Raw genomic sequence first — 25,380 nt, forward strand, 5'->3', positions numbered from 1 at the left:
CTGGCCGCGTAGCGCTAGCCGGCCAGGTGCGGCCGGCCAGGTGCGGCTCGGCTGGTCCGGCATAGCCGCAAGCAACCGTCCGGATCTCGTTCCACCTGCACCGCCTCTCCAGCCCGACATCAGCCGGGTCGGCCTCGAACTGCATCATTCCTTCGGACTTCGTCCCGGCCGGGCGAGGCCGTCGCCCGGGCCGTCCGTGCTCAGCGCACGAGGCAGGGGCGCTTGTTGTTGAACGTCCACCCCGGAATCAGATACTGCATGGCCGCCGCGTCGTCGCGTGCGCCGAGTCCGTGCTGCTTGTACAGCTCGTGCGCGATCGCGACCGCATCCATGTCGATGTCGATGCCGAGCCCCGGCCGCTTCGGCACTTCCACCAGCCCGTTCTCGATCTTCAGCGGTTCGCGCGTCAGCCGTTCGCCGTCCTGCCAGATCCAGTGCGTGTCGATCGCGGTGACCTGGCCCGGCGCGGCGGCCGCGACATGCGTGAACATCGCGAGCGATACGTCGAAGTGGTTGTTCGAGTGCGAGCCCCACGTGAGACCCCAGTCGCGGCACATCTGCGCGACGCGCACCGAACCCTGCATCGTCCAGAAGTGCGGATCGGCGAGCGGGATGTCGACAGCCTGAAGCTGCACCGCGTGACCCATTTGCCGCCAGTCGGTCGCAATCATGTTGGTCGCCGTCGGCAATCCCGTCGCGCGACGGAATTCGGCCATCACCTCGCGGCCCGAGTAACCGTTCTCCGCGCCGCACGGATCTTCCGCATAGGCGAGCACGTGATGCTGGTCGCGGCACAGCCGCACGGCCTCGTCGAGCGACCACGCGCCGTTCGGATCGAGCGTCACGCGCGCGTCGGGGAAGCGTTCGGCGAGCGCCGTCACGGCCTCGATCTCGCTCGCGCCTTCGAACACGCCGCCTTTCAGCTTGAAGTCGTTGAAGCCGTAGCGCGCATGCGCGGCCTCGGCGAGCCGCACGACCGCCTCGGGCGTCAGCGCCGGCTCGTCGCGCACGCGGGCCCAGTCGTCGGTCGCGCCGCTGCCGTCGCGATAGGGCAGCGCGGTCTTGGTGCGGTCGCCGACGTAGAACAGGTAGCCGAGCATTTCGACGCGCTCGCGCTGCTGGCCCTCGCCGAGCAGGGCGGCGACCGGCACGCCGAGATGCTGGCCGAGCAGGTCGAGCAGCGCGGCTTCGAGCGCGGTGACCGCGTGGATCGTCGTGCGCAGGTCGAAGGTCTGCAGCCCGCGGCCGCTCGCGTCGCGGTCGGCGAAGGTGCGCCGCACGTCGTTGAGCACCGCGTGGTAATTGCCGACCGGCTGGCCGACGACGAGTGCGCGCGCATCGTCGAGCGTGCGGCGGATGCTTTCGCCGCCCGGCACTTCGCCGACGCCGGTCCGGCCCGCGCTGTCCTTCAGGATCACGAGGTTGCGGGTGAAGAACGGGCCGTGCGCGCCGCTCAGGTTGAGCAGCATGCTGTCGTGGCCGGCGACCGGAATCGCTTGCAGGTCGACGATGCGCGGCGTGTCGTGGGAAGGCGAGGCAGTGGCGGCGTTCATGGGCGGCGATGGCGAAAGGGTGGGCAATGCCGTGCGGCAAAAGCTTTGCCGCGCGCGGCGGGAGGTGCGATCATTCGACAACCGACGTGCGCGGCGCGCAAGGCCCGCATGTCGACAGCAAACCCGGAGCGGGGTGGGAGCGACAACCGGACCAGCGAAGCGCAGAACGCGAACGCTGGCTGATCGTAACGCATGGGACCAGCAGGCGCCGGAACGCCGGCTTGAGTCGACAGGAGAACCGTGCGTATATCATCAGTCGTCGGATGACTTGTGACGCAGTATAATGAATCATCGGCTTTCGCTCAAACCCCGCGTAAACCCTCGGCCCACATTACGATCATTCAAAAAGGAACCGGCCTCATGTCCGTGCCTACGTTTCCCGCAGCGCCGCGCCGTCGCGCACGCAGCCTCGCACAAGATGTCGTCGACGCGCTGACCGCGCAGATCGAAAACGGCACGCTGCGTCCCGGCGACAAGCTGCCGACCGAAACCGAAGTCATGGCGGCGCAGGGCGTGAGCCGCACGGTCGTGCGCGAGGCGATCTCCCGGATGCAGGCGAGCGGCCTCGTCGAAACGCGCCACGGTATCGGCAGCTTCGTGCTGGAGCCGTCGCGCCGCCAGGCGCTCGGCATCGATCCCGCGACGATCACGACGCTGCGCGACGTGCTCGCGGTGCTCGAGTTGCGCATCAGCCTCGAGAGCGAGTGCGCGAGCCTCGCCGCGCAGCGCGCGAACGATACCGACCTCGCCGCGCTGCGGCGTGCGCTCGACGCGATCGCGACGGGGGCGGGCGGCGGCCGCGACACGGCGCAGCTCGACTACCAGTTCCACCTGCAGATCGCGCAGTCCACCGGCAACCGCTATTTCGTCGACATCATGACGCAGCTCGGCACGTCGATCATCCCGCGCACGCGCGTGAATTCGGCGCGCTTTGCCGGCGACGATCTCGAGCGCTACGTCGGCCGGCTGAATCACGAGCACGAGGATATCTACGAGGCGATCGCGCGCCACGACCCGGAGGCCGCCCGCGCCGCGATGCGCACACACCTCACCAACAGCCGCGAGCGGCTGCGCCGCGCGCACGAGGCGGCCGAGGCCGAGCGCGACACACAGGCCAATTGATGCGCCGGGCAGTGCGGCCCGCGTTGCCGCGGGCCCGATTGCATCGCGCCAACATCAGTCGTCATACGAGATCGGCGTAACTTCGCCGGTCTCCGGGGCCGGACGGCGTTTCCGCCGCCGGCCGCCGACACCGCCGATCAGCCTCCCTTCGTCACGATCGTCTTCCACGCGCCGCTCTTCACCTGGTACAGCGTCGACATCCCGCTCTTCAGCGAGCCGTCGTTCGCGAACGAGATGCGGCCGGTGACCCCTTCGAAGTCGACCTTCTTGAGCACCGGGCGATAGACCTTCGGGTCGGTCGAGCCGGCCGCCTGCATCGCCTTGATCGCCGCCCAGGCCGCGTCGTAGCCGAACTGCGCGTACGACAGCACGTCGACGCCGAAGCGCTTCTTGAAGCGCTGTTCGAAATCCTTGCCTTGCGGCAGTTCGTCGAGCGGCCGGCCGTATTCCCACGCCATCGCGCCTTCGGCAGCCGGGCCCGCGATCTTGATGAACTCGTTGTCCTTCACGCCGCCGCCGCCGACGAACTGCGCGTTCAGCCCGAGCTGGCGCATCTGCTTGACGAAGTTCGCGGCGAGCGAATCGAGGCCGCCGAAGAAGATCAGGTCGGGGTTCTTGCCCTTCAGGCTCGTGATCTGCGCGCGGAAGTCGACCGCCTGGTTGTTGGTGAACTCGCGGCCGATGATCGTGCCGCCGGCAGCCTTCACGGCCTTCTCGAATTCGTCGGCCTCGCCCTGGCCGAACGCGGTGCGGTCGTCGATGATCGCGATGCGCTTCGCCTTCGTCACGTCGACCGCATACTTGCCCGCGTTGCCGGCGTTCTGGCCGTCGGTCGCGATCACCATGAACATGTTCGCGAGCCCGCGCGACGTGAGCGTCGGGTTGGTCGCGGCCGGATCGATCACCGGGATGCCGGCCTTGTCGTAGACGACCGACGCCGGAATCGTCGTCCCCGAGTTGAAGTGGCCGACCACGACCGACACGTTCTGGTCGACGAGCGCTTGCGCGGCCTGCACGCCGATGCGCGGGTCGGCCTGGTCGTCCTGCACGACGAGATTGAAGTGCACGGGCTTGCCGGCGATCTGCACCTTCTGCGCGGCGGCGTCATCGAGCGCGAGCTGCACGCCGTTCTGCAGGTCCTTGCCGTAGCCGGCGTTCACGCCCGTGAGCGGCGCGGCGAAGCCGACCTTCACATCGGTTGCGTCGGCGGCCCGGGCGGCCTGTTGCGAGAGGAGGGCCAGCGCGGATGCAATCGACACCGACAGCAGGGAATGACGGAATTTCATGTGGTTCCTCTTGTTCGATACCTGCGAGTGGGTACCGCACGCGCTCGGGCGGGCCAGGCGCGTGCGACGGGCGGGCGGTTCGACCGCTTCTCGGAATCGGGCGGGGAGGTCGGCATCGTGATCCTCGGAAGAATCTCCCGTCAGGCTCCGCGAAGAGCCCCGATCGCCTCGATTTATAGGTCGCCGATATGCACGGGTCTTGGCAATTTGCCGCGCATTCGATGAGGATTTGCGCACAGCTTCCGCGCGTGCGGTGGCGGCCGGTATCGGGAGTTTCCCGTCGCGAACGGAACGGGCGGGGAGGAGGGGGAGCGGCGCGGGCCAAGACGCGACACGGCCCGCCGGGGCCGCGCCGCGTGTGGGACACCGTCAGTCGGACAGCGCGTCCGATGCGGCCTCGGCGTCGCTGTGCGACGACGTCGTGCGGATCGCCGGGTCGCTCGTGCTCGGGCGGCCCGTCTCGACGTGGCCTGCGAAGCGGCGCTGGAAGCCGAGCGGCTTGCCGTCGCTGACGGTCAGGTCGTACCAGCCGTGGCTGCCGCGCAGGTCCCAGTAGTCGTCGACCCGCGCGCCCGGTGCGAGGTCGAACGTGCGCGCGTGGCCGTGGCCGTAAGCGTTCGTGACCTTGAGCCGCACGGCCTTGTGGCCGCGATTCATCAGGCGCAGCGTGATGTTGCCGTTCGCGACGTCGTAGCCGTAGATCACCTCGGGGTTGACGCTCGCGGGGCCGACCGCCGACGCGGCGGGGCTGCGGAAGTGGCAGTAGAAGCCGTTCGGGCCGTACACGTCGAGGTCGTACAGGCCGAGCGACGGCGCGGGGCTCCACGTGTCGGAGATCCGCTTGCCGGCATCGACCGTGTAGGCCCACGGGCCGTCGACGCGGTTGCGCGCCTGGACCTGGAACGCCGCGCCGGCGGCGCCGGTGTTTGCGAAGGTCAGCCGGAACTGGCCGCTCGCGTTGTCGATCCGCCCGTGCACGAACAGTTCGTACGGCAGCGCGCGCGCCGGACGCAGGCCGTGTTCCTGCTTCGGCAGATGCTGGACGACCGGCGGCACCGGGATGTAGTCGGGGTGACGATTGCGGTCGGGCGGCGCGTAGCCGGTCGTGTCCGGGAGCTGCGGCCAGCTTGCGTCGGGCGTCGAGAAGTCGAACGCGGACGTCAGGTTGCCGCACACCGTGCGGCGCCACGGCGACACATTGGCCGCGGTGACCGCATACTGCGCGCCGAACCGCGCCTCGATGAATTGCAGCAGCGACGTGTGATCGAAGGTCTGCGAGCAGACCCAGCCGCCCTTGGTCCACGGCGACACGACGAGCATCGGCACGCGCGGCCCGAGCCCGTACGGGCCGGCCATGTGCGACGCGTCGCCGGCGAACACTTCGTTGGTCGTCTCGACGGTCGACAGCCCGTTGTCGCGCGATTGCGGCGCGAACGGCGGCGGCACGTGGTCGAAGAAACCGTCGTTTTCGTCGTACGTGATGAACAGCGCGGTCTTGCTCCATACTTCGGGATTCGACACGAGCGCCTTCAGCACCTGCTCGATGTACCACGCGCCGTAGTTCGCGGGCCAGTTCGGGTGCTCGGAATACGCTTCCGGCGCGCAGATCCACGACACCTGCGGCAGCGTGCCGTTCTTCACGTCCTGCTGCAGCACGTCGAACAGCGTGCCGCCCGCGCTGATGTTGGTGCCGGTGCGCGCTTTCTCATACAGAGGCGTGCCGGGCAGCGCGGTGCGGTACTGGTTGAAGTAGAGCAGCGCGTTGTCGCCGTAGTTGCCGATGTACGGGTTTTGCGTCCAGCCCCACGAGCCGTTCGCGTCGAGCCCCGTGCCGACGTCCTGGTAGATCTTCCACGACACGCCGGCCTGTTCGAGCACTTCCGGATAGGTCTTCCAGCCGTAGCCCTTTTCCTCGTTGCCGAGCACCGGGCCGCCGCCCGTGCCGTCGTTGCCGACGTAGCCCGTCCACATGTAATAGCGGTTCGGGTCGGTCGAGCTCGGGATCGCGCAGTGGTACGCATCGCAGATCGTGAACGCGTCGGCGAGCTGGTAATGGAACGGGATGTCGTCGCGCTTCAGGTAAGCCATCGTCGTGGTGCCCTTGTTCGGCACCCACTGATCGTAGCGGCCCTTGTTCCACGCGGCGTGCATGTCCTGCCAGCCGTGCGGCAGGTCCTGCAGGAACTGCAGGCCGAGCTTGTCCGCGCCGGGGTGGAACGGCAGCAGCTCGGCCGGGCCGACCGGCTGGTGGAACACCGACTTGCCGTTCGCGAGACGCAGCGCGCGCGGGTCGCCGAAGCCGCGGACACCGCGCATCGTGCCGAAGTAATGGTCGAACGAGCGATTCTCCTGCATCAGGATCACGATGTGTTCGATGTCGCGGATCGTGCCGGTGCGGCGGTTTGCGGGAATCGCAAGCGCATCGCGGATCACGGGCGGAAACAGGTTCAGCGCGGCGGCGCCGGCAGTGCCGGCGGCGACGCGCAGGAAGTCACGACGGTTCGATCGGGTCATGGTCGTTATCGTGCGGTAAAGAGGGGAGCCGATTGGCGGGACCTACGGGAAGGGCGCGTCCGGGTCGCAGGATGCGGCTGCGCGGGGGCGTGCCGACGCGAGCATAGCGAGGAATCGGTGTCATTCATGTGAAGTCCGGAATCGTTTGCACATGCATCGGACCGGCATCGGGATGCGTATCGCCGGCGGTTATGGTGCGGCAGGGAAAGCAGGACGGCAGGGAAAGCAGGACGGCAGGGAAAGCAGGACGGCAGGGAAAGCAGGAAAGCAGGAAAGCAGGAAAGCAGGAAAGCAGGAAAGCAGGAAAGCAGGAAAGCAGGAAAGCAGGAAAGCAGGAAAGCAGGAAAGCAGGAAAGCAGGAAAGCAGGAAAGCAGGGCGGCGCGCATGCGCGCCGGCGAAGCGGAGGTCGGTTCGGGCGCGTCAGGCGTCCGTCACCCACGCGCCGAACCATTCGCTCGGGCGTGCGATCTCGTCCTGCGCGGCGACGAGTTCGAGTTCGTAGCGGCGCGCATCGTAGGTGGCCTTCACGACCGCGTGCACGGCCGCGAGCGTATGCTCGAACGCGGCGCGCACGGAGTCGCCGCGCAGCCGGCGCGCGACGAACACCGCGCTGGTGAGGTCACCGACGCCGACCGGATGGCGCGGAAATGCGTATAACGGACGCTGGCCGATCCACGCTTCGGTTTCAGTGACCGCGAGCATGTTGAAGCGGTCGGCCGGGCTGTTGCGGTCGTGCAGGTGCTTGACGAGGATGATCTGCGGGCCGCGGCGGATCAGCGCGCGGCACGCGTCGACGGCTTCGGCGACGGTCTCGATGCGCCGCCCGACGAGCTTTTGCAGTTCGGTGTGGTTCGGCGACATGCCGTCCGCGAGCGCGGGCACCTCCTGGACCATGAATTCCTCGACGCCGGGCTCGGGCCGGATGCCGCCCGTCTGGCCCATTGCCGGATCGCAGAAGTACCACGCGTCCGGATTCATCGCCTTCACCGTGCGGACGATCTCGACTGCCGCGCGCGCCTGCGGCGGCGAACCGAGGAAGCCGGACAGCACGGCGTCGCAGCGCTTGAGCGCGCCGATCGCGGCGATCCCGTCGACGAGCTGCTCCATCTTCGCGGCATCGATCGCGCTGCCGGCCCAGTGGCCGTACTGCATGTGGTTCGACAACTGGACGGTATTGAGCGGCCAGACGTTGACGCCGAGGCGCTGCATCGGGAACACGGCCGCACTGTTGCCGGCATGGCCGTAGATGACGTGCGACTGAATGCTGAGGACGTTTTTCATGGGAATCCGCCTGCAGGCGTTTCAGGGTCACGTCACACGATACCCGAGTTCGTCGCGCACGCGGAAGTCGCGCGGCCACCGAGTGTTGCGCGCCGTCGTCAGCCGACCGCGTAGAATCGCGGGGCGCGGCGCCGTCCGGCTGCCCGCGTGCGTTTCCAATCACCGTGACCGCCATGCCTTCGATTTGCAAGATGTTGTCCGTCGCGCGCGCCGCCCTGCTCGGCGCGGGCGTTGCCTTCGCATGCGCGAACGCCGCCGCCGAGGCCGCCCCGGTGCCCGCCGGCAACGACGGGCCGGCGTACGGCCCGCGCCTGGAAGGCTTCACCTACCCGGAACCCCTGCACCGCTACGCGTTCGTGTCGCAGCGTGAAACCCTCGAGATGATTTACATGGACGTGCAGCCGGCGCACCCGAACGGCCGCACCGTCGTGCTGCTGCACGGCAAGAACTTCTGCGCGGGGACCTGGGAAGACACGATCGGCGTGCTGAGCCGCGCCGGCTATCGCGTGATTGCGCCGGACCAGATCGGCTTCTGCAAATCGTCGAAACCCGATCGCTACCAGTACAGCTTCCAGCAGCTCGCGCGCAACACGCACGCGCTGCTGGAATCGATCGGCGTGAAATCGGCGACGATCGTCGGCCACTCGACGGGCGGGATGCTCGCGATGCGCTACGCACTGATGTACCCGAAGGCGACCGACCAGCTCGTGCTCGTGAATCCGATCGGCCTGGAGGACTGGAAGGCGCTCGGCGTGCCGCCGCTGTCGGTCGACTACTGGTATGCGCGCGAGCTGAAGACGACGGCCGACGGCATCCGCCGCTACGAGCAGAGCACGTACTACGCGGGCAAGTGGTCGCCGTCGTACGAGCGCTGGGTGCAGATGCTCGCCGGGATGTATCGCGGCGCCGGCCGCGACGCGGTCGCGTGGAACTCCGCGCTGATATACGACATGATCCTCACGCAGCCGGTGGTCTACGAACTCGGCGCGATCCGCGTGCCGACGCTGCTCATGATCGGCGACAAGGACACGACCGCGATCGGCAAGGATGTCGCGCCGCCCGACGTGCATGCGAAGCTCGGCCGCTATCCGGAACTCGCGAAGCGCACGCAGGCGGCGATCCCCGGCGCGCAGCTAGTCGAATTCCCGGCGCTCGGTCACGCACCGCAGATCCAGGATCCGGATGCATTCCACAAGGCGCTGCTCGACGCTCTGGAGGCCGCGCACCCGCAGTGATGCGGGGCGCGCTCGCGCCGTCAGCGCGTTTCGTTCGCGAGTTCGTCGCGGATCTGCGCGGCCAGTTCGAACGAGCGCAGCCGCGCGGCGTGATCGTAGATCTGCGCGGTGACGATCAATTCGTCCGCCCCCGTCTGCGCGATGCGGTCGCGCAGCTTGTCGCGCACCGTGTCGCGCGAGCCGACCGCCGCGAACGACAGCGAATGCGCGACGTTCGCGAGTTCGAGCTCGTTCGCCTCGAGCACGTCGACGGGCGGCGGCAGCTTGCCCGGCGTGCCGCGCCGCAGATTGATGAACTGCTGCTGCAGCGACGTGAACAGGCGCCGCGCCTCGTCGTCGGTATCGGCCGCGAACACGTTGACGCCGACCATCGCGTGCGGCTTCGGCCATGCGGCCGACGGCCGGTACTGTGCGCGGTAGATCTCGAGCGCGCGCATCAGGTAGTCCGGCGCGAAGTGCGACGCGAACGCGAACGGCAGCCCGAGCATCGCGGCGAGCTGCGCGCTGAACAGGCTCGAACCGAGCAGCCACACGGGCACGTCGAGCCCCGCGCCGGGCACCGCGCGCACGCGCTGGCCGGGCACCGGCTCCGCGAAGTAGCGCAGCAGCTCGGCGACGTCGTCCGGAAACGAGTCGGCGCTGCCGATCAGGTCGCGGCGCAGCGCGCGCGACGTGGTCTGGTCGGTGCCGGGCGCGCGGCCGAGGCCGAGATCGATGCGCCCCGGATACAGCGACGCGAGCGTGCCGAACTGCTCGGCGATCACGAGCGGCGCGTGGTTCGGCAGCATGATGCCGCCGGACCCGACGCGGATCGTCTTCGTGGCGCCCGCGACATGGCCGATCACGACGGCGGTCGCCGCGCTCGCGATGCCGGGCATGTTGTGATGCTCGGCGAGCCAGTAGCGCTGGTAGCCCCAGCGTTCCGCGTGTTGCGCGAGATCGACGGTGTTGCGGAAAGCCTGCGAGGCGTCGGCGCCGGCCGGAATGGGGGCGAGATCGAGTACGGAAAACGGAGTCATCGGGTGGCCTTCGAAAGGGGCGCGCGGTGATGCGCTTACGCAACAAATGCCAAGGATTTTGCCAAAGGGTTCCGGAACGTGCTGGGCGCGCGCCGATACCCATGCGCGTCGCAGGGACGCAGGGGCGCATTCGATGATTGTTGCAAAAATCAATCTAATCGCCGGTTAATTACCAATCTTTACGGCAATTGGACGTGAATCCGCATCGACCGACAAATTTGCACGAAACGTTTGATTTTCAAGACTGCAATACGCCTGCAAAGTGCTTACGCTAACGTAAACGCGGTTGCGCCTGAATGGTTCGCCGGCCGCACAGCTTTGCTGAAATTGCACCAGTCCGTTTCTCGTAGTGCCGAGCGCGGGGTGCCGCAGGCTGATAAAATCCGGCGCCTGCCCATGTTGTGCCGATGGTAGCCATTCGAGTCTTCCCGCATCCCCGTCCGGGCGTCGCGCGGAGATGCGCCATACGAAGCCGGGCATGGCAACACCCGAAAGCGGGTCGTGCCTCCCCCATATACAGACGCTGCTGGAACAAGGAGTCGGGTCGTGCCCGCGTTCGTCGCTGTCCGAATACCGCATCACGCTCAATCACGCTCAAGCGTTCGCCGTGGCGTTCAGGTCGCCGGGAGGCGTCGCGCATGACGCCGACCGCAACGCTGCTCGACTGGCTCCTGATCGCGTTCACGCTGGCCGCGGCCGGTTATGCGCTCGTCGCCGCGTTCGCGCCGCAGCCGCGCATGCCGCGCACGGCCGCGCGCGACGGCTACGAGCCGGTCAGCGTGCTCAAGCCGCTGTGCGGCGCGGAGCCGCACCTGTACGAAAACCTCGCGACCTTCTGCGAGCAGCGCCATCCGCGCCACGAAGTGCTGTTCGGCGTCGCGTCGGCGGCCGATCCGGCCATTGCCGTCGTCGAGCGGCTGCGTGCCGACTATCCCGAGTGCGACATCACGCTGGTGGTCGACTCGCGCGTGCACGGCAAGAACCTGAAGGTCAGCAACCTGATCAATCTCGCCGAGCGCGCGAAGTACGGCCGCATCGTGATCGCGGACAGCGACATCGCGGTGAAGCCCGATTATCTGGAGCGCGTGACGGCGCCGCTCGCCGACGTGTCGGTCGGCGTCGTCACGTGCTTGTATCATGCGCGCAGCGTCGGCGGGTTCTGGACGCGGATCGGCGCGCAGTTCGTCGACGCCTGGTTCGCGCCGTCGGTGCGGATCACGCACCTCGGCCGCTCGAGCCGCTTCGGCTTCGGCGCGACGCTCGCGCTGACGCGCGACACGCTCGACCGGATCGGCGGCTTTCTCGCGCTGAAGGACGAGCTGGCCGACGATTTCTGGCTCGCCGAACTGCCGCGCCGCCTCGGGCGGCGCACCGTGCTGTCGGAGGTCGACGTCGCGACCGACGTGATCGAGCCGTCGTTCGGGCCGCTGTGGCACCGCGAGACGCGCTGGCTGCGTACGATCCGGTCGCTGAACCCGGCCGGCTTCGCGTTCCTGTTCATCACATTTACCGCGCCGTGGCTCGCGATTGGCGCGGCGCTCGCGCTGCGTCTCGACGGAACTTTCGCCGGCACGCTGGCGGGCGGGGCGGCCGCCGTCGGCGCATTCGGGCGGCTCGTGCTGCACGCGCGCGGCGAGGACGGCTGGCGCGCGTTCTGGCGCGACCTGCCGCTCGTCGCGGTGCGCGACACGCTGCTCGCGCTCGAGTGGCTCGCGGCGGTGTTCGGCACGCACGTCGTGTGGCGCGGCGCAAGGATGACGGTCGTCGGCGGCGAACGCGCGGCGGCGGCCGTGGAAGGGGGGGACGGCCGCTAGGGCCGCTCCCGGACGAACCCGGCCCGAGGGCCGAGACGCGCTGTGCGGCGATGCCGCGCGGCGCGACATGACAGAGAGGCGGGCGCCGGCAGGGCGGCCCGCGGTTTTTTGACTGAATCGTTGTATCGAAACGAACTATGCAGGCTACCGGAGCATTCATGAAAACGCTGTTCTTGCAGGCCCCTTCGTATGACGGCTTCGACGGCGGAGCCGGCTCGCGCTATCAGGCGAAGCGCGAAATCCGTTCCTTCTGGTATCCGACGTGGCTCGCGCAGCCGGCCGCGCTCGTGCCGGGCAGCCGTGTCGTCGACGCACCGGCCGACGGCCTGTCGGTCGAGGAGACGCTGAAAATCGCGAACGACTACGATCTCGTGATCATCCACACGAGCACGCCGTCGTTCCCGACCGATGCGATGTTCGCGCAGGATCTCAAGAAGATGAAGCCGTCGATGCTGGTCGGCATGGTGGGCGCGAAGGTGATGGTCGATCCGCACAACTCGCTCACGGCGAGCGAGGCAATCGACTTCGTGTGCCGCGAGGAATTCGACTACACCTGCAAGGAAATCGCCGAAGGCAAGCCGTTCCCCGAGATCAAGGGCTTGAGCTGGCGCGCGAAGGACGGCTCGATCGAGCACAACGAAGCGCGTCCGATCCTCGAGAACATGGACGAACTGCCGTTCGTCGCGCCCGTCTACAAGCGCGACCTGAAGATCGACAACTACTTCATCGGCTACCTGAACTACCCGTACGTGTCGATCTACACGGGCCGCGGCTGCAAGTCGCGCTGCACGTTCTGCCTGTGGCCGCAGACGGTCAGCGGCCATCGCTACCGCACGCGCTCGGTCGAGAACGTGCTCGCGGAAGCGAAATGGATCCGCGACAACATGCCGGAAGTGAAGGAACTGATGTTCGACGACGACACCTTCACCGACGACCTGCCGCGCGCCGAAGCCATCGCCATCGGTCTGGGCAAGCTCGGCATGACGTGGTCGTGCAACGCGAAGGCGAACGTGCCGTACAAGACGCTGAAGGTCATGAAGGAAAACGGCCTGCGCCTGCTGCTGGTCGGCTTCGAATCCGGCGACGACCAGATTCTCGTGAACATCAAGAAGGGCGTGCGCACCGATTTCGCGCGCCGCTTCAGCGCGGACTGCAAGAAGCTCGGCATCAAGATCCACGGCACCTTCATTCTCGGCCTGCCGGGCGAGACGCAGGAGACCATCAAGAAGACGATCGAATACGCGAAGGAAATCAATCCGCACACGATCCAGGTCTCGCTCGCCGCGCCATACCCGGGCACGACGCTCTACAAGCAGGCCGTGGAAAACGGCTGGATGGAAGAGAACAAGACCATCAACCTGGTGAGCAAGGAAGGCGTGCAGCTCGCGGCGATCGGCTATGCGCACCTGTCGCGCGACGAGATCTATCACCACCTCGAGCAGTTCTATCGCCAGTTCTACTTCCGTCCGTCGAAGATCTGGGAGATCGTCCGCGAGATGCTGACGAGCTGGGACATGATGAAGCGCCGCCTGCGCGAGGGCGTCGAGTTCTTCCGCTTCCTGCGCGCGCACGAGGCCTGATTCGTGGCGACGCAGCGGGCGGCGCGGGCGCTGATCTTCACCGCGGACGACTTCGGGCTGCATCCGCGCGTCAACGCGGCGGTCGAGCGTGCGCATCGCGACGGCGTGCTGAACGCCGCGAGCCTGATGGTCGGTGCGCCCGCCGCGCAGGATGCGATCGAACGCGCGCGGCGGCTGCCGTCGCTCGCGGTCGGCCTGCACCTCGTCCTCGCGGACGGGCCGGCCACGCTGCCCGCGCATGACATTCCCGCGCTCGTCGGCTCCGACGGGCGGTTCGGCGACGCGATGGCGAAGGACGGCTGCCGCTTCTTCTTCCTGCCGCACGTGCGTGCGCAACTGCGCCGCGAGATCCGCGCGCAGTTCGACGCGTTCGCGGCGAGCGGCCTGCCGCTCGACCACGTGAACGCGCACAAGCATTTCCATCTGCATCCGACCGTGCTGTCGATGATCATCGAGATCGGCCGCGACTACGGGTTGCGTGCGGTGCGGCTGCCGTACGAGACGAGCGCGCCCGCGCTGCTCAAGCCGTGGATCGCGCTCGTGCGCGCACGGCTCGACCGCGCCGGGCTCGCGCACAACGACTACGTGGTCGGGATCGAACACACGGGCGCGATGGACGAGGCCGTGCTGCTCGACGCGCTCGCGACGCTGCCGCCGGGCGTCGGCGAGATCTACTGCCATCCGGCCGAGGCCGGCGACGGCCCGATCACGCCGACGATGGCCGGCTACCGTCCGGTGGACGAACTCGATGCGCTGCTGTCGCCGCGCGTCGCCGCCGCGCTGAAGGCGGCGGGCGTCGCGACCGGAGGCTTTGCCGACGTGTTCGGCCAGCGTGCGGCCAGGCGCGGCGCACATGCGCCGCGCACACCGGGAGCGCAGCCGTCATGACCAGGTGGATCAAGTGGCTCGGCTGGCCGATCGGCATCGGCATCCTGCTCGCGCTGGGGCTGCACGAAGGCATCGGCGACGTGTCGCAGATGCTCGCGCGCGCCGGTTACGCGCTGCTGTGGCTCGTGCCGTTCCACGCGCTGCCGCTGCTGCTCGATGCGTATGCATGGCACCTGCTGCTCGACCGGCGCAGCTCGCTGCCGTTCCTGTGGTGGATCGCGACCGTGCGCGAGGCCGTGAACCGGCTGCTGCCGGTGGTCGGGATCGGCGGCGAACTCGTCGGCATCCGGCTCGCGCGCTGGCAGGTGCCCGACGCGAGCCGCGTGACGGCGTCGGTGATCGTCGAGGTGCTCGTGACGATCGTCGTCCAGTATGCATTCGCGGCGCTCGGCCTCGTGCTGCTGCTTTCGACGACGCACGACATGGGCGGCGGCACGATCGGCCTCGCGCTGCTGCTGACGCTGCCGTTGCCCGTGCTCGGCGTCGTGCTGATGCGGCGCGGCGGCATCTTCCACGCGATCGAGCGTTTCGCGGGCCGCCTGCTCGGCGATTCGCACCGGCTGCTGCAGGGCGTCGACGGCCGCCGGCTCGACGCCGACATCGACGGGCTGATGTCGCGCACGGGCCTGCTGTTCAGCGCGTTCTTCTGGCAACTGGCCGGCTACGTGCTCGGCGCGCTCGAGATCTACTGGGCGCTCGCGCTGCTCGGCCATCCGGTGTCGATCGGCGGTGCGATCGCGATCGAGGCGATGACGCAGGCCGTGCGGCATGCGGCGTTCATGGTGCCGGGCGGCCTCGGCGTGCAGGAGGCGACCGTCGTGCTGCTCGCGCAGATGTTCGGCGTCGATCGCGAGACGGCACTGTCGCTCGCGCTGGTCAAGCGCGGCCGCGAGGTGCTGTTCGGCTGCGTGGCGCTCGGTTCGTGGCAGCTCGCCGAACTCGTGCGCACGCGCCGCCGCATCAACGACGCGCCGCCGGCCGGGCCGCGCGGGCCGCATCCGGCGAGCCGCACGCCCGAAACCGAAGCTGAAACCGAAACGACGCATTGAACACGAGACGGGCCGCGCGCCCGTCTCGCGCTTTTGGCGTCGTGCGGGTATGCTTGCCGCGTGTTTTCTCGACGCGCATTTCTTCCGATGATTTTCCGTTTCCGGCTGCTTCCCGTGACGATGCTGGCCGCCGCGCTGGCGCTGACCGGCTGCGACGACAAGCAAGGTAACCTCGACGTGCAACGCATCCGGGACTTCTTCAACGCGATCAAGCCCGCGCCGCTGCTGCTGAAGGGGCTGAAGGTCGGCGAATCGACCGAGGCCGACGTGCGCGGCACGATGGGCAAGCCCGAGACCGAGCGCGTGTTCACCGACGGCTCGAAGCGTCTCGAATATCCGCGCGGCCCGATGGGCAACCAGACGTGGTTCGTCGATCTCGATGCGAGCGGCCGTTACACGGGCGCGACGCAGGTGCTGACCGCAGAGAATTTCGCGAAGGTGCGCCCCGGGATGAACGAGGACGAGGTGCGGCGCCTGCTCGGCAAGCCCGGCGACATCGCGCAGTATCCGCTGAAGCCCGAGACGGTCTGGAGCTGGCGCTGGCTCGAGGACGGCGTCAACACCGACGCATTCTTCAACGTCCATTTCGGCCCGGACGGGCTTGTCTATACGACTTCGCGCTCCGACATCCTGAAGGGGCGGTGAGCCGGCCCGCGTTCGGCGCTATATCGAAAAAGCGACCGGAAAATTGCAAAAAGTCCGCTTCCCTGCGTGTCATCCGACTGTCAGGAAGCGGCTTTTTTCCTTTTGAAACAGCGGCGTAGGCCGGGGTTGCAAATGGCGGGACGGGTTGCTGCAATGCAGCAATCGCGCGCAAGGTGATTTGAGACAAACAATTTCGCTTGCGACTATCCGCGTCAGCCCGGCGCGGGACAGGCATTCGCGTCGGCATCCATTCCAACTCTGGAGACGCGCGTGTTCCTTTACGGCTTTGGTCCTGTCCTCTGGGCCGGCACCGTGCAGACCATCGAACTGTCGGTGCTGTCGCTCGCCACTGCGGTGGCGCTGGGGCTGATCGGCGCGGTGGCGAAACTGTCGCACAACCGGGTGCTGCGAGCGATCGCGACCGGTTATACGACGCTGATCCGCTCGGTGCCCGATCTTGTGCTGATGCTGCTGCTGTTCTACAGCATCCAGATCTGGCTGAACCAGTTCACCGACCTCGTCGGCTGGAACCAGATCGACATCGATCCGTTCGTGGCCGGCGTGCTGACGCTCGGCTTCATCTACGGCGCGTACTTCACCGAGACGTTTCGCGGTGCGTTCCTGTCGGTGCCGCGCGGCCAGCTCGAAGCCGGTGCCGCATACGGGATGAGCGGCGCGCGCGTGTTCGCGCGGATCATGTTTCCTCAGATGATGCGCTTTGCGCTGCCCGGGATCGGGAACAACTGGCAGGTGCTCGTGAAGGCGACCGCGCTGGTGTCGATCATCGGTCTCGCGGACGTCGTGAAGGCCGCGCAGGACGCCGGCAAGAGCACGTTCAACATGTTCTTCTTCATCCTCGTCGCGGCGCTGATCTACCTCGCGATCACGACCGTTTCCAACCTCGTGCTGATCCAGCTCGAGAAGCGTTATTCCATGGGCGTGCGGCACGCAGAACTATGATCGAGATCCTCCAGGAATTCGGCAAGGCGTTCCTTTTCTGGGACGGCCAGCGCCTCTCCGGCCTTGCGGTGACGCTGTGGCTGCTCGTCGCGTCGATTTCGCTCGGCTTCGTGTGCGCGGTGCCGCTCGCGGTCGCGCGCGTGTCGAAGAAGAAGTGGGTGTCGATGCCCGTGCGGTTCTACACGTACGTGTTCCGCGGCACGCCGCTCTACGTGCAGTTGCTGCTGATGTACACGGGCATGTACAGCCTCGAGTTCGTGCGTTCGCATTCGCTGCTCGACGCGTTTTTCCGCAGCGGCTTCAACTGCGCGATTCTCGCGTTCGCGCTGAATACCTGCGCGTACACGACCGAGATCTTCGCGGGGGCGATCCGCGCGATTCCGCACGGCGAGGTCGAGGCTGCGCGGGCGTACGGGATGACGCCGTTCACGATGTACCGCCGCGTGATCCTGCCGTCGGCGCTGCGTCGCGCGCTGCCGCTGTACAGCAACGAGGTGATCCTGATGCTGCACGCGACGACCGTCGCGTTCACGGCGACCGTACCCGACATCCTGAAGGTCGCGCGCGACGCGAATTCCGCGACCTACATGGCGTTCCAGTCGTTCGGAATCGCCGCGCTGATCTATCTTGCGGTATCTTTCGCACTCGTCGCGGCGTTTCGCCGTGCGGAGCGCCACTGGCTCGCGTATCTCGCGGCCGGCCGTCATTGATTTCACTTCGAGGAGAGCCAGATGGCCGAGATCACTCAAACGAGCGCTACCGCTTCCACCAAGCTTGCGGCGGTCGACATCCACAAGCGCTATGGCGACAACGAGGTGCTCAAGGGCGTGTCGCTGAACGCGAAGGCCGGTGACGTCATCAGCATCATCGGCGCGAGCGGTTCGGGCAAGAGCACGTTCCTGCGCTGCATCAATTTCCTCGAGCGGCCGAATGCGGGGCAGATCGTCGTCGACGGCGAGACCGTCCGCACGAAGACCGACCGCACCGGTGCGCTCGAAGTCGCCGATCACAAGCAGCTTCAGCGTATCCGCACGAAGCTCGCGATGGTGTTCCAGCACTTCAATCTGTGGGCGCACATGAACGTGCTCGAGAACGTGATGGAAGCGCCCGTACACGTGCTCGGCATCCCGAAGAAGGAAGCCGAGGATCGCGCGCGCGCGTATCTCGAGAAGGTCGGCCTCGCGCCGCGCGTCGAGAAGCAGTATCCGTCGCACCTGTCGGGCGGCCAGCAGCAGCGCGTCGCGATCGCGCGTGCGCTCGCGATGCATCCGGACGTGATGCTGTTCGACGAGCCGACGTCTGCGCTCGACCCGGAGCTGGTGGGCGAAGTGCTGAAGGTGATGCAGAAGCTCGCCGAGGAAGGCCGCACGATGATCGTCGTCACGCACGAGATGGGCTTTGCGCGCAACGTGTCGAATCATGTGATGTTCCTGCATCAGGGGCGGACCGAGGAAGAGGGCGATCCGAAGGAGGTGCTGGTGCGCCCGCAGAGCGAGCGTCTCAAGCAGTTCCTGTCGGGCAGCCTCAAGTAACGCGACAGGGCAGGTTTCATACGTGGTACCGGTGTCCCGTCCCGCAGGCGCCACCCGCACGACGCAGGTGGTGATCGTTGCATTGCCGCCCGTGTCGATGTCGGGCGTGGGCCCGATCGTCGATGCGCTGAATCTTGCGAACGAGATCGACGGGCGGCTGCTGTATCGCTGGCAGGTATGTTCGTGGGACGGGCGGCCCGTGCCGCTCGCGGGCGGCGCGCAATGGCATGCCGATGCGGCGTTCAACGATGCGATCGCATGCGACTGGCTGATCGTCGTGACCGAGCGGTTTCAGCAGTTTGCCGATTACCGGCTGTTTCTCGCGAGTCTCGCGCGCGTCGGGCAGCGTACGCCGCTCGTGACCGGCATTCATCACGGCGTGTGGTGGCTCGCGATGGCCGGGCAGCTTTCCGGTTATCGCGTGAGCGTGAACTGGGAGACGTATCAACAGTTTGCCGAGCAGTTCGAGCGGTCGATCGTCACGCAGCAGATCTTCGAGATCGATCGGGACCGCGCGACGTGCGCGGGCGGGCAGGCTACCGTGGATTTCATGCTGGCGATGATCGGCCGGGAACATGGGCCCGATCTCGGCGAGCGGATTGCCGATGCGCTTGGTGCGGGGACGTTGAGGAGTGGCGAGGAACGTCAGCGGATTCCTTTCGTGACTGCGCCCGGCGAGCGGCATCCGCGGTTGAACGATGCTTTGCTGTTGATGGAGGCCAATGTCGAGGATCCTTTGACTACCGATGAGATCGCCGAATTGGTCGGCGTTTCGCGCCGACAGTTAGAGCGGTTGTTTCGGCAGTATCTTGGGGCGATGCCCTCGAAGTATTACCTCAATCTCCGGTTGCTCAAGGCAAGGACGCAGTTGCAGCGCACGAGCAAATCGGTCGTGCAGGTTAGTCTTGCCTGTGGGTTTTCTTCTGCTGCGCACTTTTCCAATGCTTATCGCGAGAGGTTCGGGGTGACGCCTCGGGAAGATCGGCGAGCGTGGCTCGAGAAGCAGACCGGGAGTGAGCCTCGCGGGGGCGCGTTGGTCGAGCGGGGTGTGAAGGATTGATTCGTGGTTTCGTGGGTTGCTTGCGGTTTTCGTGAAGCACCTGTGATCGTGTCGGTCTATTAGCGTCGCCCCTGCGCGGGGCGGCGGTTACTTTTCTTTGTCTTGCCAAAGAAAAGTAACCAAAAGAAAGGCGCTGTGAAAACGCATGACTTCCCGGTGCCGTGGTCAACAGAGTGGCCCTCGCCTAAGTGTCCGCGCCAGTCAGGAGACCGGAGTGGTTCGAGCAATGGTTCTGACGCGCCGCACCACCCAACGAAGCGGTATACCGCCCGCTAGCTCCATCCTCGCTACGCTCGGCTGCAAGGTACTTCAGGTCGTGCGGCTTGCGCTCGTGTGCTTCCAACCGCAACACATCGCCGGGTCGAGCATTCTCACTATTCACATCTTCGTGCGACCAGGCCGGTTGCCAGCTACCAGCGCTGGCTCCACTGCCCTGGGCGGGCGCGAGTTTCGGTGTTCGTTGAGTGCGTCCCTCTTTTTCTGCAACGAGAGGTGCGGACCGCGTGCATATCGAGTTTGGGGTGGTATTCCGATTGTGCTGCTTGAGGGATATGTACCTGTCGGCCGAGCGAAGCGAGGGCGGAGCTTGCGGGCGGTATACCGCTCTGTTGGGTGGTGAGTGGTGTCAGAACCATTGCTCGAACCACTCCGGTTTCCTGACTGGCGCGGACACTTAGGCGGCGGCCACTCTGATGACCACGGCACCGGGAGGTCTTGCGTTTTCACAGCGCCTTTCTTTTGGTTACTTTTCTTTGGCAAGACAAAGAAAAGTAACCGCCGCCCCGCGCAGGGGCGACGCTAATAGACCGACACGATCACAGGTGCTTCACGAAAACCGCAGGCCGACCACCCAAAAGCCGCAACCAAAAACACCAACCCCCGCCGGGAGCGCAAAATAAAGCGAACTATCCGCTTCCGATAGAACCCGTCGCAATTCCGCAAGACGCTTGCGTCACCCTTACCTAAACTTGATCCTGTTGAACCCTCTTACGAAACCGAAAGGAACGACCATGACGACCTCGACCGTGACCCGCCAGACATTCGACGAAGTGATGGTGCCGGTATTTTCCCCCGCCCCGTTCGTGCCGGATCGCGCAGAGGGCTCCCGCGTGTGGGACACGGCCGGCCGCGAGTACGTGGATTTCGCGTGCGGCATCGCGGTGACGTCGCTCGGCCACGGCCACCCGGAACTGCTGAAGGTCCTGGACGAACAAGGCCGCAAGCTCTGGCACATCGGCAACGGCTACACGAACGAACCGGTGCTGCGCCTCGCGAAGCGGCTCGAATCGCTGACCTTCGCCGATCGCGCATTCTTCGCGAACTCGGGCGCGGAAGCGAACGAAGCCGCACTGAAGCTCGCACGCCGCGTCGCGTTCGATCGCCACGGCGCCGACAAATTCGAAATCATCTCGTTCGTTCAGTCGTTCCACGGCCGCACGTTCTTCACGGTCAGCGTCGGCGGCCAGCCGAAGTACTCGGAAGGCTTCGGCCCCGTGCCGGCCGGCATCAAGCACCTGCCGTACAACGACATCGAAGCCGCGAAGGCGGCGATCGGCCCGCAAACCTGCGCGGTGATCGTCGAGCCCGTGCAGGGCGAAGGCGGCGTGATCCCGGCCGATCCGGCCTTCCTGAAGGCGCTGCGCGAAGCGTGCGACGCCAACAACGCACTGCTGATCTTCGACGAAGTGCAAACGGGCGTCGGCCGCACGGGCCAGTTCTACGCATACATGGACACGGGCGTCACGCCGGACATCCTGACGACCGCCAAGGCGCTCGGCAACGGCTTCCCGATCGGCGCGATGCTGACGACGAACGAACTGGCCGCGCACTTCAAGGTCGGCGTGCACGGCACGACGTACGGCGGCAACCCGCTCGCATCGGCGATCGCCGACAAGGTCGTCGAACTGATCGGCGACCCGGCACTGCTCGAAGGCGTGCGCGAACGCAGCGTGCGCCTGAAGGGCGCGCTCGAACGCATCAACGCACGCTTCGGCATCTTCAAGGACATCCGCGGCAAGGGCCTGCTCGTCGGCGCGGAGCTCACCGCCGCGTTCGACGGCCGCGCGAAGGACTTCGTCAACGCCGCAGCGGAGAACGGCCTGATCATGCTGATCGCCGGCCCGAACGTGCTGCGCTTCGTCCCGTCGCTGGTGATCCCGTTCGATCTGCTCGACGAAGGCGTCAAGCGCTTCGAGAAGGCGGTCGAACAAGTGCTCGCCGCGCAGGAAGCCACCGCGCGCTGATCGGCGCACCCATCGCAGACAGGAACGACGATGCTATTTGTTCGCCCCGGCAAACTCACGGATCTCGATGCGCTCGCGCACATGGCGCGCACCGCGCAGCCGGTCCTGCACTCGCTGCCGCACGACCGCGCGGCGCTCGAAGCGCGCGTGGCGCTCTCGGAGGATTCGTTTCGCGCGGACGTCGACTTCGCCGGCGAGGAGTTCTACCTCTTCGTGCTCGAGGATTCGTCGACGGGCAAGCTGCTCGGCACGGCGAGCATCGTGGCCGCGGCCGGCTACTCGGAGCCGTTCTACGCGTTCCGCAACGACGCACTGATCCACGCGTCGCGCGAGCTGCACGTGAACCGCAAGATCCACGCGCTCACGATGTCGCACGAGCTGACCGGCAAGAGCCGGCTCGCCGGCTTCTACGTCGATCCGTCGCTGCGCGGCGACGCGGCCGCGCACCTGATCTCGCGCGCCCGGATGATGTACATCGCCGCGAACCGCCGCCGCTTCACGCCCGAAGTGTTCACGCTGCTGCTCGGCGTGAGCGACGGCAACGGCGCATCGCCGTTCTGGGAAGCGGTGGGCCGCAAGTTCTTCGGCCGCGACTTCACCGACGTCGACATCGCGTCGGGAGGCCGCAGCCGCACGTTCATCGCGGAAGTGATGCCGGCCTATCCGATCTACGTGCCGCTGCTGCCGGAAGCCGCGCAGCGCGTGCTCGGCGAGCCGAACGAGACGGCACTGCTCGCGTACGACATCCATCTCGAGGAAGGCTTCGAGCCCGACCGCTTCGTCGACATCTTCGACGCGGGCCCGGTGCTGACCGCGCAGGTCGACCGCATCGCGTGCGTGAAGCACGGTACGGAGCGCGTCGTGCGCGAGGCCTCGCACCAGCAGGGCGACGTCGCGTACATGGTGTCGACGGGCAGCGGCGAATCGTTCCGCTGCGTGCTGGCCGACCTGCCGGGCGACACGGCCGATGCGCCGCTGGCCGGCGACGTGCGCGCGGCGCTCGGTGCGAAGGATGGCGATGTCGTGCGCTGCGTGCCGCTGCACCGCCGCGACGATGAAGATTTGAAGGGAGACGCAGCATGATCGTCGTTCGGGTCGTACAAACGGGCGACGTCGACGCGCTCGTGTCGCTCGCGAAGGAAACCGGGCCGGGCCTGACCACGTTCAAGCCCGACCGCGACGCGCTCGCCGCGCGCATCGAGCGCACGCGCCGCACGCTGGCGGGCGAGGCCGCGCCGGGCGAAGCCGGCTACTTCTTCGTGATGGAAGACTCGAAGACGGGCGACATCGCGGGCGTGTGCGGGATCGAATCGCAGGTCGGCCTCGAACAGCCGTTCTACAACTACCGCGTGAGCACGGTCGTGCACGCGAGCCAGGAGCTCGGCGTATGGACGCGGATGTCCGCGCTGAACATCTCGCACGACCTGACGGGCTATGCGGAAGTGTGTTCGCTGTTCCTGAGCCCGCGCTATCGCACGGGCGGCGTCGGCGGCCTGCTGTCGCGCTCGCGCTTCATGTTCATCGCGCAGTTCCGCGAGCGCTTTCCGGAGCGCATCTGCGCGGAATTGCGCGGCCACTTCGACGAAGATGGCACGTCGCCGTTCTGGCGCGCAGTCGGTTCGCACTTCTACCAGATCGATTTCAACGCGGCCGACTACCTGAGCTCGCACGGCCGCAAGTCGTTCCTCGCGGAACTGATGCCGCGCTACCCGGTGTATGTCGACCTGCTGCCGCAGGACGCGCAGGACGCGGTCGGCCTCACGCACCGCGACACGCTGCCGGCCCGCAAGATGCTCGAGGCGGAAGGGCTGCGTTACCAGAACCACGTCGACATCTTCGACGCGGGCCCCGTGCTCGAATGCCACGTGAACGACTTGCGCACGGTGCGCGAGAGCGTCGTCGTGCCGGTCGCGATCGGCGTGCCCGACGCGCAGGGCGACCATCCGCCGACGTCGCTCGTATCGAATACGTCGCTCACCGATTTCCGCGTCGGCGTCGCGCCGGGCGTGGTCGCGAACGGCTCGTTCGTGCTGTCGGCCGACGATGCCGTCGCGCTCGACGTGAAGGCCGGCGATCCGGTCCGCGTGCTGCCGCTCAAAGTCAAACAGGGATAAACGAATCATGACGGAACTCTTCATCGACGGCGCCTGGGTCGCAGGCTCGGGCCCCGTCTTCGCTTCGCGCAACCCGGGCACCGACGAGATCGCATGGCAGGGCGACAGCGCATCGGCGGCCGATGTCGACCGCGCGGTCGCGAGCGCGCGCCGCGCGTTCGCCGGCTGGTCGGCGCTCGACTTCGAATCGCGCTGCGCGATCGTCAAGCGCTTCGCGGCATTGCTCAACGAACGCAAGGAAGCGATCGCAACCGCGATCGGCCGCGAGACGGGCAAGCCGCTGTGGGAAGCGCGTACCGAAGTCGCGTCGATGGCCGCGAAGGTCGGCATCTCGATCCAGGCCTACCAGGAACGCACGGGCGAGAAGCGCCAGGACATGGCCGACGGCGTCGCGGTGCTGCGCCACCGCCCGCACGGCGTCGTCGCGGTGTTCGGCCCGTACAACTTCCCCGGCCACTTGCCGAACGGCCATATCGTGCCCGCGCTGATCGCCGGCAACACGGTCGTGTTCAAGCCGTCGGAGCTTGCGCCGGGCGTCGCGCGCGCGACGGTCGAAGTGTGGAAGGAGGCCGGGCTGCCGGCCGGCGTGCTGAACCTCGTGCAGGGCGAGAAGGACACGGGCATCGCGCTCGCGAACCATCGGCAGATCGACGGGCTGTTCTTCACGGGCAGCTCGGACACCGGCACGCTGCTGCACCGGCAGTTCGGCGGCCGTCCGGAAATCGTGCTCGCGCTCGAGATGGGCGGCAACAACCCGCTCGTGATCGGCGAAGTCGAGGACATCGATGCGGCCGTGCATCACACGATCCAGTCGGCATTCCTGTCGGCCGGCCAGCGCTGCACGTGCGCGCGCCGCATCTTCGTGCCGCAGGGCGCGTTCGGCGATCGTTTCCTCGCGCGCTTCGCCGACGTCACGTCGAAGATCACGGCCGACGTGTTCGATGCCGATCCGCAGCCGTTCATGGGCGCGGTGATCTCGGCGCGCGCGGCGGCGAAGCTCGTCGACGCGCAGTCGCGCCTGATCGAGCAGGGCGCGAAGCCGATCGTCGCGATGACGCAGCGCGATCCGCGCCTCGGTTTCGTGAACGCGGCGATCGTCGACGTGACGGGCGTGGCGAACCTGCCCGACGAAGAGCATTTCGGCCCGCTCGCGCAAATCGCCCGCTACGCGACGTTCGACGAAGCGATCGAGCGCGCGAACGACACGGCGTTCGGCCTGTCCGCCGGCCTGCTCGCCGACGACGTGCGTGCCTGGGAACACTTCCGCCGCACGATCCGCGCCGGGATCGTCAACTGGAACCGGCCGACCAACGGCGCATCGTCCGCCGCGCCGTTCGGCGGCACGGGCCGCTCGGGCAACCATCGTCCGAGCGCATATTACGCGGCCGACTATTGCGCGTATCCGATGGCATCGGTGGAAAGCACGCAACTGACTTTGCCCGCGAGCCTGTCGCCGGGCCTGCATTTCTGATCGAGGGAACGAC

The 25,380-nt window shown here is 67.0% G+C and carries 20 protein-coding genes; 15 read left to right on the forward strand and 5 right to left on the reverse strand.

From position 1 onward, the window contains the following. Window positions 1-200: 200 nt before the first annotated feature. Window positions 201-1,553, reverse strand: a complete 1,353-nt coding sequence (gene gudD / locus FPJ27_RS24630; RefSeq protein ID WP_204426044.1) for a glucarate dehydratase — start codon at window positions 1,551-1,553, stop codon at window positions 201-203. A 360-nt stretch (window positions 1,554-1,913) separates the two neighbouring features. On the opposite strand from gudD, the gene FPJ27_RS24635 reads away from it, so the two are divergent. Then, a complete protein-coding gene (locus FPJ27_RS24635) occupies window positions 1,914-2,675 on the forward strand; it encodes a FadR/GntR family transcriptional regulator (RefSeq protein WP_034183131.1) in 762 nt (253 codons plus the stop codon). A gap of 137 nt (window positions 2,676-2,812) precedes the next feature. Here the strand turns inward: FPJ27_RS24635 and FPJ27_RS24640 are convergent, their stop codons facing one another. From FPJ27_RS24640 to pdxY, 3 genes are all read right to left on the reverse strand, one after another. Beyond that, on the reverse strand, window positions 2,813-3,961 hold the full coding sequence (locus FPJ27_RS24640; protein WP_175962327.1) for a branched-chain amino acid ABC transporter substrate-binding protein: 1,149 nt from the start codon (window positions 3,959-3,961) through the stop codon (window positions 2,813-2,815). Between the two features lie 369 nt (window positions 3,962-4,330). Further along, window positions 4,331-6,475 carry a phospholipase C, phosphocholine-specific gene (locus tag FPJ27_RS24645; RefSeq protein WP_204426045.1) on the reverse strand — a complete coding sequence of 715 codons (2,145 nt, stop codon included), beginning with the start codon at window positions 6,473-6,475 and terminating at the stop codon, window positions 4,331-4,333. 421 nt (window positions 6,476-6,896) lie between these two features. Continuing rightward, entirely contained in the window at window positions 6,897-7,757 is an 861-nt protein-coding gene (gene pdxY, locus FPJ27_RS24650) for a pyridoxal kinase PdxY (RefSeq protein WP_034183134.1), read from the reverse strand. Window positions 7,758-7,930: 173 nt separating this feature from the next. Here pdxY and FPJ27_RS24655 point away from each other — a divergent pair, with 173 nt between their 5' ends. Beyond that, on the forward strand, window positions 7,931-8,992 hold the full coding sequence (locus FPJ27_RS24655) for an alpha/beta hydrolase (RefSeq protein ID WP_072435965.1): 1,062 nt from the start codon (window positions 7,931-7,933) through the stop codon (window positions 8,990-8,992). 20 nt (window positions 8,993-9,012) lie between these two features. Here FPJ27_RS24655 and FPJ27_RS24660 read toward each other — a convergent pair whose 3' ends face one another. Then, window positions 9,013-10,011 (reverse strand): LLM class flavin-dependent oxidoreductase, encoded by a 999-nt coding sequence (locus tag FPJ27_RS24660; RefSeq protein ID WP_072435964.1) that lies wholly within the window; start codon window positions 10,009-10,011, stop codon window positions 9,013-9,015. A gap of 638 nt (window positions 10,012-10,649) precedes the next feature. Between FPJ27_RS24660 and hpnI the strand changes: the two genes are divergently transcribed. From hpnI to astD, 13 genes are all read left to right on the forward strand, one after another. Next, window positions 10,650-11,825, forward strand: coding sequence for a bacteriohopanetetrol glucosamine biosynthesis glycosyltransferase HpnI (hpnI, locus tag FPJ27_RS24665; protein ID WP_204426046.1), 1,176 nt, complete (start codon window positions 10,650-10,652; stop codon window positions 11,823-11,825). A 158-nt stretch (window positions 11,826-11,983) separates the two neighbouring features. Then, on the forward strand, window positions 11,984-13,405 hold the full coding sequence (hpnJ, locus tag FPJ27_RS24670) for a hopanoid biosynthesis associated radical SAM protein HpnJ (RefSeq protein ID WP_031400064.1): 1,422 nt from the start codon (window positions 11,984-11,986) through the stop codon (window positions 13,403-13,405). 3 nt (window positions 13,406-13,408) lie between these two features. Further along, complete coding sequence (hpnK, locus tag FPJ27_RS24675; RefSeq protein WP_204426047.1) at window positions 13,409-14,293, forward strand: hopanoid biosynthesis-associated protein HpnK; 885 nt, start codon at window positions 13,409-13,411, stop codon at window positions 14,291-14,293. Continuing rightward, on the forward strand, window positions 14,290-15,342 hold the full coding sequence (locus FPJ27_RS24680; protein WP_072435961.1) for an HpnL family protein: 1,053 nt from the start codon (window positions 14,290-14,292) through the stop codon (window positions 15,340-15,342). The genes hpnK and FPJ27_RS24680 overlap by 4 nt, the downstream gene beginning before the upstream one ends. 87 nt (window positions 15,343-15,429) lie before the next feature. Then, entirely contained in the window at window positions 15,430-15,987 is a 558-nt protein-coding gene (locus FPJ27_RS24685; protein ID WP_034183140.1) for a lipoprotein, read from the forward strand. Between the two features lie 270 nt (window positions 15,988-16,257). After that, window positions 16,258-16,947, forward strand: a complete 690-nt coding sequence (gene hisQ, locus FPJ27_RS24690) for a histidine ABC transporter permease HisQ (RefSeq protein WP_006488734.1) — start codon at window positions 16,258-16,260, stop codon at window positions 16,945-16,947. Next, entirely contained in the window at window positions 16,944-17,657 is a 714-nt protein-coding gene (locus FPJ27_RS24695; RefSeq protein WP_204426048.1) for an ABC transporter permease, read from the forward strand. Before hisQ ends, FPJ27_RS24695 begins: the two co-directional genes overlap by 4 nt. 21 nt (window positions 17,658-17,678) lie before the next feature. After that, window positions 17,679-18,479, forward strand: a complete 801-nt coding sequence (locus FPJ27_RS24700) for an ABC transporter ATP-binding protein (RefSeq protein WP_072435958.1) — start codon at window positions 17,679-17,681, stop codon at window positions 18,477-18,479. Between the two features lie 22 nt (window positions 18,480-18,501). Then, window positions 18,502-19,539, forward strand: coding sequence for a GlxA family transcriptional regulator (locus FPJ27_RS24705; RefSeq protein ID WP_204426049.1), 1,038 nt, complete (start codon window positions 18,502-18,504; stop codon window positions 19,537-19,539). Between the two features lie 1,010 nt (window positions 19,540-20,549). Further along, the gene (locus FPJ27_RS24710) at window positions 20,550-21,782 is read left to right on the forward strand and encodes an aspartate aminotransferase family protein (protein ID WP_034183144.1); all 1,233 of its coding nucleotides are present in this window, start codon (window positions 20,550-20,552) and stop codon (window positions 21,780-21,782) included. A gap of 30 nt (window positions 21,783-21,812) precedes the next feature. After that, a complete protein-coding gene (gene aruF, locus FPJ27_RS24715; protein ID WP_204426050.1) occupies window positions 21,813-22,865 on the forward strand; it encodes an arginine/ornithine succinyltransferase subunit alpha in 1,053 nt (350 codons plus the stop codon). Then, the gene (astA, locus tag FPJ27_RS24720; protein ID WP_072435955.1) at window positions 22,862-23,896 is read left to right on the forward strand and encodes an arginine N-succinyltransferase; all 1,035 of its coding nucleotides are present in this window, start codon (window positions 22,862-22,864) and stop codon (window positions 23,894-23,896) included. Before aruF ends, astA begins: the two co-directional genes overlap by 4 nt. A gap of 7 nt (window positions 23,897-23,903) precedes the next feature. After that, window positions 23,904-25,367 carry a succinylglutamate-semialdehyde dehydrogenase gene (gene astD, locus FPJ27_RS24725; RefSeq protein WP_204426051.1) on the forward strand — a complete coding sequence of 488 codons (1,464 nt, stop codon included), beginning with the start codon at window positions 23,904-23,906 and terminating at the stop codon, window positions 25,365-25,367. Window positions 25,368-25,380 lie beyond the last annotated feature (13 nt).

The sequence above is a fragment of the Burkholderia sp. MS455 genome, assembly GCF_016899445.1.
In the GTDB taxonomy this organism is placed as follows: Bacteria; Pseudomonadota; Gammaproteobacteria; order Burkholderiales; family Burkholderiaceae; genus Burkholderia; species Burkholderia pyrrocinia_C.

Excerpts from the sequence above, each read along its gene's own strand:
- gudD (WP_204426044.1), bottom strand. The coding sequence starts at position 1,553 with ATGAACGCCGCCACTGCCTCGCCTTCCCACGACACGCCGCGCATCGTC.
- FPJ27_RS24635 (WP_034183131.1), top strand. The coding sequence starts at position 1,914 with ATGTCCGTGCCTACGTTTCCCGCAGCGCCGCGCCGTCGCGCACGCAGC.
- FPJ27_RS24640 (WP_175962327.1), bottom strand. The coding sequence starts at position 3,961 with ATGAAATTCCGTCATTCCCTGCTGTCGGTGTCGATTGCATCCGCGCTG.
- FPJ27_RS24645 (WP_204426045.1), bottom strand. The coding sequence starts at position 6,475 with ATGACCCGATCGAACCGTCGTGACTTCCTGCGCGTCGCCGCCGGCACT.
- pdxY (WP_034183134.1), bottom strand. The coding sequence starts at position 7,757 with ATGAAAAACGTCCTCAGCATTCAGTCGCACGTCATCTACGGCCATGCC.
- FPJ27_RS24655 (WP_072435965.1), top strand. The coding sequence starts at position 7,931 with ATGCCTTCGATTTGCAAGATGTTGTCCGTCGCGCGCGCCGCCCTGCTC.
- FPJ27_RS24660 (WP_072435964.1), bottom strand. The coding sequence starts at position 10,011 with ATGACTCCGTTTTCCGTACTCGATCTCGCCCCCATTCCGGCCGGCGCC.
- hpnI (WP_204426046.1), top strand. The coding sequence starts at position 10,650 with ATGACGCCGACCGCAACGCTGCTCGACTGGCTCCTGATCGCGTTCACG.
- hpnJ (WP_031400064.1), top strand. The coding sequence starts at position 11,984 with ATGAAAACGCTGTTCTTGCAGGCCCCTTCGTATGACGGCTTCGACGGC.
- FPJ27_RS24680 (WP_072435961.1), top strand. The coding sequence starts at position 14,290 with ATGACCAGGTGGATCAAGTGGCTCGGCTGGCCGATCGGCATCGGCATC.
- FPJ27_RS24685 (WP_034183140.1), top strand. The coding sequence starts at position 15,430 with ATGATTTTCCGTTTCCGGCTGCTTCCCGTGACGATGCTGGCCGCCGCG.
- FPJ27_RS24695 (WP_204426048.1), top strand. The coding sequence starts at position 16,944 with ATGATCGAGATCCTCCAGGAATTCGGCAAGGCGTTCCTTTTCTGGGAC.
- FPJ27_RS24700 (WP_072435958.1), top strand. The coding sequence starts at position 17,679 with ATGGCCGAGATCACTCAAACGAGCGCTACCGCTTCCACCAAGCTTGCG.
- FPJ27_RS24710 (WP_034183144.1), top strand. The coding sequence starts at position 20,550 with ATGACGACCTCGACCGTGACCCGCCAGACATTCGACGAAGTGATGGTG.
- aruF (WP_204426050.1), top strand. The coding sequence starts at position 21,813 with ATGCTATTTGTTCGCCCCGGCAAACTCACGGATCTCGATGCGCTCGCG.
- astA (WP_072435955.1), top strand. The coding sequence starts at position 22,862 with ATGATCGTCGTTCGGGTCGTACAAACGGGCGACGTCGACGCGCTCGTG.
- astD (WP_204426051.1), top strand. The coding sequence starts at position 23,904 with ATGACGGAACTCTTCATCGACGGCGCCTGGGTCGCAGGCTCGGGCCCC.